This window comes from Aerococcus sanguinicola, from assembly GCF_001543145.1.
Classification (GTDB): domain Bacteria; phylum Bacillota; class Bacilli; order Lactobacillales; family Aerococcaceae; genus Aerococcus; species Aerococcus sanguinicola.
In genome coordinates this window covers 1,046,247-1,060,360 of record NZ_CP014160.1, presented here as the reverse complement: position 1 = coordinate 1,060,360, position 14,114 = coordinate 1,046,247, and the positions used below count along the sequence as shown (strand labels likewise).

17 protein-coding genes are annotated in these 14,114 nt (G+C 44.2%); 2 read left to right on the top strand and 15 right to left on the bottom strand.

Features of this window, described 5'->3' with window-relative positions:
• Positions 1-3 precede the first annotated feature (3 nt).
• The 6 genes from AWM72_RS04730 to AWM72_RS04705 form a co-directional block, all read right to left on the bottom strand.
• A complete protein-coding gene (locus tag AWM72_RS04730) occupies positions 4-726 on the bottom strand; it encodes a hypothetical protein (protein WP_067974019.1) in 723 nt (240 codons plus the stop codon).
• Complete coding sequence (locus AWM72_RS04725; protein WP_067974016.1) at positions 726-1,346, bottom strand: DUF1700 domain-containing protein; 621 nt, start codon at positions 1,344-1,346, stop codon at positions 726-728. Before AWM72_RS04725 ends, AWM72_RS04730 begins: the two co-directional genes overlap by 1 nt.
• The gene (locus tag AWM72_RS04720; protein WP_067974013.1) at positions 1,343-1,660 is read right to left on the bottom strand and encodes a PadR family transcriptional regulator; all 318 of its coding nucleotides are present in this window, start codon (positions 1,658-1,660) and stop codon (positions 1,343-1,345) included. The genes AWM72_RS04725 and AWM72_RS04720 overlap by 4 nt, the downstream gene beginning before the upstream one ends.
• Positions 1,661-1,884: 224 nt before the next feature.
• Positions 1,885-2,775: a LysM peptidoglycan-binding domain-containing protein gene (locus AWM72_RS04715; protein WP_067974008.1), complete on the bottom strand. Its 891-nt coding sequence runs from the start codon at positions 2,773-2,775 to the stop codon at positions 1,885-1,887.
• Positions 2,776-2,870: 95 nt separating this feature from the next.
• On the bottom strand, positions 2,871-4,784 hold the full coding sequence (locus AWM72_RS04710) for a LysM peptidoglycan-binding domain-containing protein (RefSeq protein WP_067974004.1): 1,914 nt from the start codon (positions 4,782-4,784) through the stop codon (positions 2,871-2,873).
• Positions 4,785-4,937: 153 nt separating this feature from the next.
• Positions 4,938-5,669 carry a LytR/AlgR family response regulator transcription factor gene (locus tag AWM72_RS04705; RefSeq protein WP_067974001.1) on the bottom strand — a complete coding sequence of 244 codons (732 nt, stop codon included), beginning with the start codon at positions 5,667-5,669 and terminating at the stop codon, positions 4,938-4,940.
• A 1,255-nt stretch (positions 5,670-6,924) separates the two neighbouring features.
• Between AWM72_RS04705 and AWM72_RS04695 the strand changes: the two genes are divergently transcribed.
• On the top strand, positions 6,925-7,125 hold the full coding sequence (locus AWM72_RS04695) for a hypothetical protein (protein WP_067973994.1): 201 nt from the start codon (positions 6,925-6,927) through the stop codon (positions 7,123-7,125).
• 566 nt (positions 7,126-7,691) lie between these two features.
• On the opposite strand, the gene secE is transcribed toward AWM72_RS04695, so the two are convergent.
• From secE to cysS, 7 genes are all read right to left on the bottom strand, one after another.
• Positions 7,692-7,865: a preprotein translocase subunit SecE gene (gene secE, locus AWM72_RS04690; protein ID WP_067973991.1), complete on the bottom strand. Its 174-nt coding sequence runs from the start codon at positions 7,863-7,865 to the stop codon at positions 7,692-7,694.
• Between the two features lie 154 nt (positions 7,866-8,019).
• Positions 8,020-8,172: a 50S ribosomal protein L33 gene (rpmG, locus tag AWM72_RS09205; RefSeq protein WP_083272431.1), complete on the bottom strand. Its 153-nt coding sequence runs from the start codon at positions 8,170-8,172 to the stop codon at positions 8,020-8,022.
• Between the two features lie 85 nt (positions 8,173-8,257).
• Complete coding sequence (locus AWM72_RS04685) at positions 8,258-8,860, bottom strand: RNA polymerase sigma factor (RefSeq protein ID WP_067973989.1); 603 nt, start codon at positions 8,858-8,860, stop codon at positions 8,258-8,260.
• 43 nt (positions 8,861-8,903) lie between these two features.
• Complete coding sequence (locus tag AWM72_RS04680) at positions 8,904-9,425, bottom strand: NYN domain-containing protein (protein WP_067973986.1); 522 nt, start codon at positions 9,423-9,425, stop codon at positions 8,904-8,906.
• Between the two features lie 19 nt (positions 9,426-9,444).
• Positions 9,445-10,197 (bottom strand): 23S rRNA (guanosine(2251)-2'-O)-methyltransferase RlmB, encoded by a 753-nt coding sequence (gene rlmB / locus AWM72_RS04675; RefSeq protein WP_067973983.1) that lies wholly within the window; start codon positions 10,195-10,197, stop codon positions 9,445-9,447.
• Complete coding sequence (locus AWM72_RS04670; protein ID WP_067973980.1) at positions 10,184-10,597, bottom strand: Mini-ribonuclease 3; 414 nt, start codon at positions 10,595-10,597, stop codon at positions 10,184-10,186. The genes rlmB and AWM72_RS04670 overlap by 14 nt, the downstream gene beginning before the upstream one ends.
• Positions 10,598-12,016 (bottom strand): cysteine--tRNA ligase, encoded by a 1,419-nt coding sequence (cysS, locus tag AWM72_RS04665; RefSeq protein ID WP_067973973.1) that lies wholly within the window; start codon positions 12,014-12,016, stop codon positions 10,598-10,600.
• A 659-nt stretch (positions 12,017-12,675) separates the two neighbouring features.
• On the opposite strand from cysS, the gene AWM72_RS04655 reads away from it, so the two are divergent.
• On the top strand, positions 12,676-12,900 hold the full coding sequence (locus tag AWM72_RS04655; RefSeq protein ID WP_067973965.1) for a hypothetical protein: 225 nt from the start codon (positions 12,676-12,678) through the stop codon (positions 12,898-12,900).
• A 65-nt stretch (positions 12,901-12,965) separates the two neighbouring features.
• Here AWM72_RS04655 and AWM72_RS04650 read toward each other — a convergent pair whose 3' ends face one another.
• Positions 12,966-13,481, bottom strand: coding sequence for a DNA/RNA non-specific endonuclease (locus AWM72_RS04650; protein WP_067973962.1), 516 nt, complete (start codon positions 13,479-13,481; stop codon positions 12,966-12,968).
• Positions 13,460-14,101 (bottom strand): hypothetical protein, encoded by a 642-nt coding sequence (locus AWM72_RS09490; protein WP_067973959.1) that lies wholly within the window; start codon positions 14,099-14,101, stop codon positions 13,460-13,462. Before AWM72_RS09490 ends, AWM72_RS04650 begins: the two co-directional genes overlap by 22 nt.
• Positions 14,102-14,114 lie beyond the last annotated feature (13 nt).

Below are 14,114 nucleotides of genomic sequence, written 5' to 3'. Positions count from 1 at the left end.
CCCTTAGTTCGTCGTCGTGACATCTATGGCCGAGTAGTTCACCCGGAGCTGAACGTCCTGGTCGCCCTTGCCCAACTTATAGGAGATCTGGCCTTGGTCGCCCGCAGGTAAGAAGTTCATCGTGCCCCCATTTAAACTAAAGCCTAACTGACCTTCCAAGACCGCAAAAGCGAGGTCATTCTGGTCAAAGTCCATGTCGCCATGGACATAGCCAGCCTTTATTTGCATGGGATAGGAATGCTCGCCCCTTAAGTCAAGCTCTGCCTCATCGGCTTCCAGGGCTAGGTTTGCCAAGCTGACCTGGCTATCCAAGGCCAGATAGGGTGCATGCAGTTTAACCGTCGTCTCGGAAAAGTTAGGGCCATAGAGGGTCACCTCTAAGGGATAGCTCCGCTCTTCAGGATGCGCTTGGATGGTCAGCTTACCGTCCTCATACTGGACCACATCGCTCCCCGCTTCCGGCAGGTCTTTGACTTGGACCCGGTAGTCCGCTGCTTCTTGGACATGGATTCTCGCATCCGTGGAATCCTTGACTTCAAGGCTTTTGACCCCATCAGCTAAATCTTCATCATAGATGGTTTGACGGTGGTCGACTATTTCTTCTTGGTAGAAGCGGTCGATCTCAGCGGCCACTTGGTCATAGTCACTGATAAAGAAAGACAGGGTCCCAATCGCTAAAGCGAGGATGCCAGTCAAGGCAATTCCCCATAAGATTCTCTTCTTCATTAGTAAGCACCTCTCTTACGACGCCATTGGAAGGCATACCAGGCGTTCATCAGCCCCCGGATGCCCCAGCGAATGGCTGCATACAAGGAATAGATCAATAGTAGGGTCAAACAAATCAAGAAAATCGCCAGACAGATCTTGGTCAGCAGGCTTAGGTCATTGACTAAACCAATATTAACGACCCCATTATTGAAGAGGTCCGGGCGAAAGACACTGACCAGGACCGAGCCCCCGAGCACAGCCACCGTCAGAATGACCCCCAGCCAGACGCTCACGACACTGGCAACAATCGAGACAATCACTGACAGTAAGGCCAGGATAAAAGGCAGGGCGATAAGGAATAGGACGAGCTTCCAGAACCAGTGCACGGTTCGTGGCTTCTGACTTTCATTGACCGCCAGAGCCCCCTCATCATCGATAAAGACCCGTTCATTATCCAGGTAGTCAATCGCAATCTCTCGCGGTGAGCCCAATTCCTGACTGATCTCTTCCTCCGTCTTCCCCTGGGCCAGGCCCATCGCATAGTGTTCCATGTAATCTTGGCGGATATCGGCAATCACAGAATCCGGCAGCCGCCTCAAGTAATAGGTCAACAGGTCCAAAAATTCTTCTTGTCTCATTCTGATTCCCCTCCTAAAAAGGCAGTCACCTTAGCGGCAAAGGTCTCCCATTCCAAGCGCTGGGCTTGGAGGGCCTGGGCGCCTTCAGCCGTCAATTCATAATACTTCCGCGCGGGCCCCGACTCCGATTCCTGCATGTAGGTGGTCAGGAGCCCTTCCTTCTTCAAACGTCGGAGCAAGGGATAGACTGTTCCTTCACTCATCTGGATATGCTTCGAGATCTCCTGGACTAATTCATAACCATAACAATCTCGCTGGGCCAGCTGGTGGAGAACCATCATCTCCAAAACCCCCTTCTTTAACTGACTATTCATCTCCACACCTCACTATCTTGTATTACACACTAGCTCCAACTAAAGTATAGCACGCTAGCTTGTAATGCACAATAGATAGAGGAGAAATTGGCCAATATTTTTTACACAAAAAAAAAGCCAGCAAAACCTGATGAGGCAGTTTTTGCTGGCTGAATAAGACATGATCATTATTTTTGCTCGGCTAATCTCCAGTAAGGATAGCTTAGATCAACCTAGTCTTAAAATTAATTACTTCCAGGCAATTGTTTTTCCACCTGATTAGTAGCCTTATTGTACTGGTAAACCGAATTTAAAGTCATTCGTTCCGCATGGTTGTCAAAAATCTTAACTTCTACCGTATTCTCATCAACACGGTCCCCAGTATAGGTGTAATTAGGCGCTGTAAATTTGCCGCCATTTTGTGCTTGAATCTTATTGAAGGCAACAGAAATGAGTTCTTCTGTGTTGTCACTATTTGTCGTCCAAGACAATTCATCGACTTTGACCATTAAGGTATCATTGGGATGAAGCATCATACCACTTGCCAAATTATTCCATTGCATCAAATTATTCATGGTTACTCCAAAACGTCTAGAAATACTCCAGAGTGAATCTCCTGGTCTCACACTGTAAGCTGACATATGCGTTGGGACCATCTTAGGCTCAGGAATATAAGATCCTGATGTTGGATTCGATGAAGCATTATTACTTTGTGTCGCTTTGATCAGCAACTGGTCCCCAGGATGGAGCATATAGATGCGCCCTAGGTTATTCCATTGTTTTAAATCGTTAACCGTCACTCCAAATTTCTTAGCAATCTTATAAAGATAGTCCCCTTGTTGGACAGTATAGGTTGAATTTGGTTGACTGATGCTAGAAGTCTCGACTCTTAGGACATCCCCAGGGTGAAGCATGTAACCCGCTTTTAAGTTATTCCATTGCATTAATTCATCTACAGAGACACCAAACTTTTTACCAATTTTATAAAGATAGTCCCCTTGTTGTAATTCATAATTAATATAATTTGTTGTCATTTCTTGAGCTTTAACGGTATGGTCTAACAACAGATTACCAGCCAGTAGTATAGAAGCTAAAGATAAACCAATTGTCGCTTTTTTTACTAAGCTCTTTTTCATTATACATCCTCCTCTATATCAGATATAGTCTATAGACATACTATCACTTCGAACCCTTAAATTAAAGCAAAGTTATTTTAGTAATTTTACTTAAATTACTTAATAATCAATTGATCGCCTGGATGAAGCATATAGTTAGCTCCTAAATTATTCCATGATTTTACTTGATCAATACTTACTCCAAATCTTTGACTAATTCCCCATAGTGAATCTCCAGCTTTTACTGTATATGTTTTAGTGCTGCTTGGACGAGTTATTGAGTCTGCATTGCCTCCTGTAGATGCACTTACCAGTAGTTGGTCTCCAGGATGTAACATATAATTAGCACCTAAATTATTCCATGATTTTAGTTGGTCAACACTTACTCCAAATCTTTGACTAATTCCCCACAGAGAATCTCCAGCTTTTACTGTATATGTTTTCCCATTAGTTGGTGTTGGTTCAGGTGCTGGAGTCGCAGTTCCTCCTGTAGATGCACTTACTAATAATTGATCACCTGGATGAAGCATATAATTGGATCCCAAATTATTCCACTCTTTTAATTGGTCAACACTTACTCCAAATTTCTGACTAATTCCCCACAGAGAATCCCCGGCTTTTACAGTATAGGTCTTCTCTTTAGTTGGTGTTGGCTTAGGCGTTGGAGTTGTATCCTCTCCTGTAGATGCACTCACTATTAATTGATCACCTGGATGCAACATATAATTAGTTCCTAAATTATTCCATGACTTCAATTGATCAACACTTACTCCAAATTTTTGACCAATCCCCCATAACGAGTCACCAGCTTTCACCGTATAAGTATTTCCATTACTTGGTTCGGGTTCAGGCGTTACTGGAGTTGTAGTTCCTCCTGTATAGCCACTAATAGCTTCCTGATCCCAGGCAAATAAATTATAGCTTTGAATAACCCCAATTAAACTATTAGCATATCTAGAATCTGTTGCGTAACCAACATTTTGTAAAATATTAGCTACTTTAACATAATCTTTTTCACCTAATAAACTTCTATATCTAGAGTTTTCTGCTAAGAACTTACCATGATCTTCAATACTATCAGCCCAACTATTATACTTTCTAAACTTAGCATTGATATAAATATCACCATTTGGAGTTTCTTCTCTAGTTGGCATTAAGATGTATGGTTCATTACCTGTTGCTTTAATACCAAATAAATTTTTACCTTTTGTCGCTAGATCAGAACCTCCCCACCCACTTTCAATAATGCCTTGGGCTGCTACAATAGAGGGTAATACACCATATTTTCTCCAACTTTCAATTGCACCTGATTTTAAAGAATTCAAAAAGTTAATTTGAGCGGTAGTCAGACCTCTTGTACTAATACTAGCTCCGCCTGTATTGCTCATTAACATAACCGGTGCGTAGTATCTTTCAAACTGATTAAAATCTAACTCTAAATCTTCTTTTGAAGTTTGTTCACTTGCTTGACCATTTTCGTTTAAAGTCTCGTCATCAAGAGTATCAGTGTCAATTTGTTTTTCGGCAACTTGTTTATTTGAATATATATTTTCAAGTTCAGATGGAAGATCATTTATTTCAAGTTCTTCTTGATAATTTCCATGATCTTCTCCTGAAACCATAGAATCCGATTCTACTCCATTATTTGTAAGCTCTTCCTCTACTTCCTTAGACTGCATTTTTTCCTGTGAATTTGCATTTTCTTCTTTTTGGAAATCTTTATTCTTTTTATCTGAATTCAATACCTTGGACTCTACATGATTACCAGTGCTTGTATCACTCAAACTATCCAAGTTAGATTCCTCACGAATATCTGTAATATTATTTTCTAATCCTAAAGATTCATCTGTGTTTTGAATATCTACTCTTTCTTTATCTGTATTTTCCAATTCATTAACAGTAACTAAATTTTCTTCTGGTGTAATTTCTGCACCCTGAACATAAGTAAGCATACCTGCTATAAGAGCACAAATAGCAACAGAAGCAGTACCGACACTAAGCTTTCGAATTGAATATTTAATTTTCTTCATAATAGCCTCCAATATATATAATTTTTATCACAATTGTTATTCTATAATAAATTTTTAGTTTGTTGTGGAGACTAGTACAATTCAGTGCTTTAGAGGTAATAAGCGTAGCCTAAAAATAATATAAACATAATTTTCGTTTGATATTCGGTAAAACTATTTCAATAAAGTCAATAAATCATTTAACTTCCGACTAGAAACCGGACATGTTTCTCCATTATTTAACACGATAATTTTCCTTTTCTTATCAATTTCCTTAATTTGATTGATATTCACAATAAATGATTGATGGCACCTAAAAAATAAGGTGTTTGCTTGTTCAATAGTTTTTAATTGATCATAATATTCAATGTTCCCACCTTGATAGTGCAAAATAACTCGATGTACTTTTGAGGAACTTTCAAAATATATAATTTTATTAATATCAAATACTTTAACCTTATTTTTTATAGAAATTGAATACGTCCCTATTTTATCATTTAAATTGCTATACTTTTGATACACTGCATCTAAAGCATTTCTGATTCGCTCCTCTACATTCAAATTCGATCCATATACTATAAAATCTAAAGGCTCAATTGCATATTGAAAAGTCATAGACATCATCTCGCTGCGTCTACTAATAAATACGATAGAGGCTAAGGGATTGGATTTTTTTATTTTTGACGCAACTTCAATTCCATTATGCTGACTACAGGAATGAATATCTAGGAAAAATAAAGTTAACTTATTTTTATTTTCTGTTTGATGGCACAAAAGTTTAGAATAATTATCTGTTGCTAAACTGACTTGCATGTCATAATTATTGATCATTATATAATTTAATATACAATCCTTGAATTGTTTGAGCTCGGGTGAATCACTCATACAAATGTAAATATCTATCATTCTACTAATGCCCCCTTTAATTAACCTACGTCCCGATCATAAGTTATCACGGACATATATATTTACATCATAATCTCGGAATTGTCAAATTAGGGCAAGCAATTTTAATATGTAAGACTTGAGTTCTAATTCTGATTTTTGAAAAATTACCGTAACACAAGTGACTTTTTTATTCTTCTAGAATAATTTTACTATCTAAGTTCTTTTGTAGTTTTTTATCGAGGTGTAGAGCCTTATCTCTTGAAAGATATTGTTTTTTTGTTAATTTAAAGATAAATCTGTAGTTAGTAGTTGAAAAAAATTAAGATGAGGTGAAATGAGATGAAAGATAATAAGATGGTTCAAAACATTTTAATTTTTATCGTAGGATTAATTATAGGCTTATTGTTAAGAAGTTTCTTTAATATTTCAAATAAGCAATAATAACACCTCTATATAAAGCTATAGCTAAAAATTAGAAAGTTTAATTGTCTCTATAACTAAATTAATTAATCAAACAATTATTTTGTACCATGTGTATTTTTTAATGCACATGGTTTTTATCTGCTTACTACAGATTACAATAACTGTAAGTTTAACAATAGCAAGCTCTTAACAGCTTCCTGGTCTTCTAACGAGAAGGTCATTTCATTGCGATGGAATTTGTGGCTAAAGACGACCACCAAGCCATCCCCTTGCCTAGTCAGTTGACAATTGACCACTTCTGTATATGCTTGCTCTTTTGCTGTGAGCCCAGCAAAGCCAACAAGTTTAACTCGGTGGTAATAAGCATGGTCACCCAAACCTGTCGTCTGCGGTGCTAGACAGAAGATTATTCCGAGGCCAATAAATAGGCCTAGCTGACTAAGAGATAGACTGATCGATAGGCCGAAAATCAAAAAGCAAAGGCCGATTATATAGTAAGTAAGCTTTACAGGTCGGCTATATGTTTCTTTGATCCTAGTCCTTTTGATGGTCCTAAATTGATGGTATAGGACAAAAACTTCCAATAAATAAAATGCCAATAGACCATAAATGCTCATCAGAACTTTCACCTCTATTCGAAAATCATTTCATCAAAATACGTTTAAGATATAATTGCTAACAGCTATCAATTGAAGACCTTTTACTCATATGCTAGGATAAATGTGTAATTCACAGCACTATATAAAAATTAGTTAGGAGTAATATTACTTTTTAAACGTTCAGTATGGATCTAGAATCTTAAACTTTCGCATGCACTTATAAATGTATCGTCAACTTGAAAGGGATAATTATGAAAAAGAAACAAATTTCTAGAACTATGGGAATTGTCATGCCAATGATTTTATTAGTTACTTTAGGCTTTAAAGACACGCTAGGTGTTTTAGGCTCAACGCTTTTAGGTGGATTTTTAGGTTTTATTTCACATAAAGCTTGGACGAAAGATATCCAAGAAGCTAAAGAACAAGCAAAGAACAATTCTGATAAGATTTAAAATAATATTATTAAGTACACAAAGACTTTTTAGCATCGAACGCTTAAGAGCACACTATATTGGTAAACAATATAGTGTGCTCTTTATAATGTGCTCTTTTCTTTACAAATTCATTCTAATAAAAACACCAGCCTACCGCTTAACGGTGTGCTGGTGTTCAATGTCTATTGGGAACGCCATTATAAATAGCTGGTCTTGCACTCACCCTGGTTAGTCGGGTTCGAGGATGCAGAAAGGGCTCCTCTTCGCAAAAGACTGTCGAAGGCTTTCAGCCTTCTCTAGTCTTTTACTCCAGAGGTCCCTTTCTACCGCATCCTCTCACACCCTGTATAGTCGGGTTCGGTCTGGCAGCTTTCGTGTCACTTCACAAGTCTCCGACGCAGTCGGGTTTAGGCTAGCAGAAATAGTTCCTCTTCACCAAAATCCGCCGAAGACCTTCAGTCTTCTCTGGTTTTTGGCTCCAGAGCCCTATTTCTACCGCTAGCCTTCACACCCTTTAGTCTTTCAGACTGCTTTGGTGACTTGCTCCAGTGAACGAAAGCTAACCGCCAGCCCTCACACCCTTATTACAATTGAATGAACCAACCGAAGAGCATGGTGACTAGTTCATCGACAACGCCGAGGTAGATGGCGGCGATGAGGATGGTGATTAAGACGATTCCTGTGTCGCGCATGAGTTGTTTGCCAGACGGCCATTCAACCATACGCATTTCATGAAAGACTCCTTTGATAAAACTCATCTTCTGCTTCCTCTCTTATCTTACTTGTTAACTGGGACAAAAGCTCCAGTTATTCTTTGATAAATAATTATTTTTCTAAACCTGCTCCAAAAGTCAGCTCTGGCGTTTATTCCACTGGTCCAGAGCTGGCCGACTTTTGTCACACTCTCTTGTCTTACTTGGTTTGTTGGTGCAAAGTATGGCCCTTGCAGTGGCGGCAGAATTTTTTGACTTCGAGTCGTTCTGTCCGGTTGGCTGGATTGCTCTTCACTGTATAGTTACGGGAGCCACACTTTGAGCATGCGAGTATAATTTTTTTGGTTGCCATACTGCTGCCCCATTTCTATCTTATTTCATATACTTGGTTATAGTAACGATTTTTGGAGCTTTTGTCAAACTTGATTGGTCAGTGGTCAAGGCTTATTTTCCTTAATGAGCTGGACCAATTTGGACTTGGCCCGGTAGAAGGCCGTACGGCTAGACTTCGTCCCGATGCCGAGCTGCTTACCGATGTTTTGCCAGTCCAGGCCTTCCAAGTAAGCTGCTAGGACGGCCCGCTCCATGGGGGACAAGGCACTCTCAAAACAATCGAGATAATAATGAAAGGCATAAGCAGCTTGGGGATCGTGGTCGATATGGGCATAGGCGGCCAATTGGTCTTCCAGTTGAGCGACGGGGCAGTTAATGGACACCGAGGGATCGGGCATCCGCCGCTTCTCTGTTTGGTAGTGGCGGTAGATATTACAAATTAAATACTGCAGGCAGTTGGCATAGAAGGTGTAGAAGCTCGCTTGTCCGGCTTCGCCCGCCTGGTAGCGGTTGACGCATTCAAAGAGCTGGCTTCCCGCTTCCTGGAGAAAGTCATCATAGTCCATATAGCCGCGCACCCGGGGATAGAAGTAACCCATCAAGGGGCGGTAGAGCCAGTAGAGTTCGCTGAAGGCTTCTTCCTGGCCCTGGCTAGCAGCCTGGCAAAGTTTATGGTCATTAGCAGCACGGTTCTTCCAAGTGGTCATGGTATCCTCCCTAGTATTAGGCAGGATTACTTATCAGAAGAAATTATTTGGAGAGGTCCTCTAAGAGAGACTTCAAGTCGCGCATCTGTTGGTAGGACCAGGGCACCATCCGCCGGTAGGCGTTGGGATCATAGTTCTCATCGCCCTGGCTAATGTCGAGCTGGGTCTTTTGGATGTCGTGCCAGAGTTCGTTGGCGGACTTGCGCAGGGCTCCCTTCTGGAAGACCATCCGCTGCTCCGCCAAGTCACTGGTCGCAACGGTCACATTGCGCAAGACTCCCACCATCTCATCCATCATGGCCTCAATATAGGCATCGGCCGTCTCCTTCTCAGCGGTATAGACCACATGAAGCTTGTACTGGTCATAGGTCTGGGAGAGGCCGGGAACGAACATGGCATCGAAGACAACCCAGGTCTCGTAGTTATGGTAGGCGGCATAGTTAGACAAGAGTTCCAGTAAGAGGTCCCGGGCCTCCTCGATCTGATCTTGGTCCTTGAGCCGTTTGAGTGGAGGCCAGGAGCCAATCATATTATAACCATCGACAATTAATCGGTTTCGCTTCATACTGACCTCCTCTATCAGGTTAAGAACGTTTGGCGTAGACTTGGTACATTAAGAGGGCAGCAGCCACACTAGCATTCAGGCTCTGAACATGGCCGCGCATAGGGATGGCAAGCGTGCCGTCCAAGTGTTTCTTGAGGCCAGGCGAAATACCCTTGCCTTCGTTACCAATCACCAGGGCTAAAGGCAGGGTGGCATCCATCTGCCAATAGTTCTGCCCCTTCATGTCGGTCCCGAAGACCCAGACGCCCGCCTCCTTCAACTGGCGGACACACTGGGAGAGATTGGTCACCCGGGCAACGGGCACATGCTCAATCGCCCCGGTAGAGGTCTTAGCCACCGTCTGGGTCAGACCCACTGCCCGGCGCTCTGGAATAATCAGGCCGTGGCAGCCGACCGCATCCGCTGTCCGCAAGATCGAGCCCAAATTGTGGGGATCTTCAATCCCATCTAACATTAAGAAGAAAGGGTCTTCTTCCCGGTCGCGGGCCCGCTGGAAGAGGTCTTCCAGGCTGGCATATTGGTAGGCAGCTACTGCCACTACTAGGCCTTGGTGGTTGCCCCCATCACTCAGCTGGTCCAGCTTGGCCTTGGGCACCTCCTGGAAGGTCACCCCTTCCTTCTTACAGGCGCGGACAATCTGCTGGCGGCGTTTGTCTTGGAGGCCTTTTTGGATAAAGACCTTGTTGACGTCCCGGTCCGAGTGTTCCAAGACCTCCATGCCGCTATGGAAGCCTATCACAAAATCTTGGTCGGAACTTTTACTTTCTTTCATGGTCAATTCGCTCCTCTATAATCGCCAGACATTCCTGGCTCAAGTCTTCAAAACGTCCCTGGGGCTGGATCAGGTACAAGTAACCCATCAAGGCTTCAAAACCCGTCGCCACCCGGTAGTCCTGCTTGCTGGCATTCTTGGCTGACGTATGGGGGGAGGCATTCCGTCCCCGCTTATAAATGCGGATCTCTTCCTCAGTCAAGCGGTCACCTTCAAGTAGGACCTCCATGGCCTGGGCTTGGCCGCGTGCACTCACATAGGCAGTAGCCTCTCGGTGGAGGTCTTTAGGCCGGGTGAGCCCGCGTTCCAGTAAGGTCTGACGGACACAGATTTCCCAAGCGGCATCCCCCATATAGGCCAGGGGCAAGCCACTCAGTTGTTTGATCGCTTGGTCCTTCATCTACTCACTTCTTCTCCAGCGGGTGCCTTGAGGGGTATCGTCTAGGATGATCCCTTCTGCCTTTAACTGGTCGCGGATGGCATCACTGCGGGCATAATCCTTGTTAGCCCGGGCCTGGTCACGTTCCTCAATCAGGGCCTGGATATCATCATCCAAGAGTTCCTTGTCTTCAGTGAAGGTCACCCCGAAGATCCCTAAGAATTCGAGATAGAGGTCGCGGTAGGCTTCAAGCACTACTTTAGATACTTGGTCTGCTTCTAAGTAACGGTTGATCTCCCGCATCAATTGATAGATTACCGTCAAGCCATTCGGCGCATTAATGTCATCATCCATGGCCTCGATAAAGTCCACCTGGAACTGGTCGCGCTTGACCAAGGCCACATCATCATCAGCCAGCTGGTCAACCGCATCCTTTAGGCGGTAGTTGATATTCTGATAAGCAATCCGGAGATGTTCTAAATTCTTCCGTGCATCGTCAAGACTTGACTCGCTGAATTTAAGGGGACTGCGGTAGTGGGCGCTGGATAGGAAGAAGCGGATGACTTGTGGATCCACCTTCTCAATTAAATCGTGCGCCAAGACGAAGTTCCCTAGGGATTTACTCATCTTCTCACCATCATCACCAATCGTCACAAAACCATTATGCATCCAATAATGGGCAAAAGGCTGGCCCGTCTTAGCTTCCGACTGGGCAATTTCATTCTCGTGGTGGGGGAAGATCAAGTCATGGCCCCCGCCGTGGATGTCAATGGTATCGGCCAAATACTTGGTTGCCATGACCGAGCATTCGATATGCCAGCCTGGACGGCCTTGGCCCCAAGGCGATTCCCAAGAAGGTTCGCCTGGCTTAGCCGCCTTCCACAGGGCAAAGTCCACACTGTCTTCCTTCTTGGCCTGGGAATCGATCCCTACCCGTTCGCTGGCCCCCTCGCGCAAGTCATCAATGGACTGGTCAGACAGGCAGCCATAGTGGTCGAAACGGCGGGCCCGATAGTAGACATCGCCATCGAGCTCATAGGCAAAGCCCTTAGCGATCAGGTCTTCCACGAAGGCAATAATATCGTCCATGGTCTCCACCACCCGGGTATTGCGGGTCGCCCGCATCACATTGAGGGCATCGGTGTCGGCATAGTAGGCTTCAATGTACTTATCCGCCACTTCCTTGGCACTAATGCCTTCTTCATTGGCCCGGTTGATGATCTTGTCGTCAACATCTGTAAAGTTGGACACAAAGTTAACGTCATAGCCGCGGTATAAGAAATAACGGCGGATGGTATCAAAGGCAACGACACTGCGGGCATTCCCAATATGAATATAATTGTAGACAGTTGGTCCACACACATACATGGAAATCTTGCCCTCTTCAATGGCTTTAAATTCTTCTTTTTGATTGGTTAAGGTGTTGTAAATCTTCAACATGCACTTACCACCCTTCTCTGGATTACAAGTAGTATTCAATGTTCTTAACTTCTATTCTATCATCTTTATGACAAGTTCAAAAGCAAACATCTTACTTCTTGTAAGAAAGGCTACAATAAGTCCGGCCAACGGATCATCCAAGCTAGCGCGCCTCCGAGAGCTCATTGCGCCTTCAGTATAAGAAATCTCTTTCTTGTCTTCAAATGCTCTTGGCGAGCCTCTGTAAAGATTGGTCAGCTTATCGCCCCTTTCAAGCTTCGCCAAAGCATCGGGATTGGCTTAAACTTCGAAGTCAAGCCCTTTATCGAGAGGCTTGACCTTTCTTTTTCGATACGTAAATCTTTCCACCATAAAAGCTAGCAAAAAAAGCAAGTTGCTCGCTTCTCGCCCTTGTAAAGGAAAGAATACTTAAAAGATCGCAAAAAAGACAGAAAACCAGCAATAATGCCCTAAATAGCTGGCCCTTCTTCACCCAAGATTTACAAATCGACCACTTGAAAATTAAAAACATGTCCCTTTCCCCTCCCCTTCATAAAAAAACTGTGATAGACTAAGCGTGAACCCGACAAACAAAGAAAAATTAGGAGTTAAAGATATGAAGAATCGATTGAAACTAGGCCTCTGCCTCCTCTCTCGTCAGCCTGGTCGCCTGTAATAAGGTGAGCCGCGAAGAAGAAGCCGAAGAACCTGCCGCTAGCCAAGAGAGCCAGGAAGTCAAATCAGGTCAAACCCAACCCATTGTTGAAGATAATGCTGACGGCGCTTCAAGCTCAAAGCCAGACTCTGAAGCCTCCTCTAACAGTCAGCCAGAAGCAGCTAATCAAGAAGGGACCAGCCAAGAAGTTCCTATCGATAGCCAGAAGCCTACTATAAACAATCAGTAATCCCCACAAAAAATCCAGGTGCCGGTCTGTTTGCACCTGGATTTTTTGAATGGATAATGATCTTTTTATTCTTGAGGAAGCTTAGGAAGCTCATCTTCTTCTAGGGGCCCTTCCTGGCCGCGACTGGCACCGGTCCGGTAGTCGATAGCGACCTGGGGTTGGCGGTTGGGCACAAAGACATTGAATTTAATGCCTTCTCCGTTGTCTTCAATGGAGAAGGCCTCCATATAGACGCCGGACGCCAACATATTCTCCCCTTCAAAGACTGGGGTCACCCGGTAGCGGACATGGTTGCCCGTTTCTTCAATATAATTGGCCACATAGTTCTCAAAGGGAAGCATGCCTTCCACATTGAAGTAGCGGGTGCCGGTCATCAGGTTGCGGATATTGGCATTCTCTCCAGTCAACTGGTAGCCAATCAAGTGGCTGCGATTGTAAAGCCAGCCCCCATCCACACTGGGGTACTTAGCCTGCTTCCAACCAGTCGGACGAATTGATGAGATATCTCCCCGGTCCTCGTCCGGCATGAGCTCCTGGCCCAGGACCGCATTGGCCGCCGTTACTCGACCGTAAGCATCCAACTGTCCATAGTCCTCATAGGCCTGGGTGGAGGAGATGTCTGCGTTGCTGAAGTGAGGGATGTTGCTGTTGACGGCCACATAGGCTTGGTCAGCCGGAACCTGGGGCACCACACCCCCTGCTTCGGGCTCCGGATCATGGGGGCTGGCGGCGCCGTCCGATCCTTACCCGGCAGGTCTTCGCTCCCCTCCTCTGTTTGGGCAGGAAGCTCGGGGTAGTGGAGTTTGTCATCCCCCGACTGGGAAGCAGAAGATGCCTGGCTGCCGCTCTCTGACGAAGCCGAGCGCTGGGCTTGAGAATAGGAAGTTTGGCCCGCATCGCCCGGCAGTTTCTGAGGCGCCGGACTAGCCGACACTACCAAGAGGATCACCGTTGACACTACCGCCAGGATAACGGCCAAGTTCCGCCAGCGCTTATTCCGTCTAATATTCAAGGCCGAGAAGATAGCGCTCAAGACTGCAAAAGTCGCGAGGGCTGCCTTGAGGTCATTGGTCGCAATCAGGCCCAAGACCCCATTCAATGCCGTAAAGGCCGTAATCCGTCGCTTGGTCAAACTTCGCTGCCAATAATAAAACATAAAGCCTAGACTCAGTAATAATATCAAAGAAAAAATAACTTGCATCCCGCTACCCCCA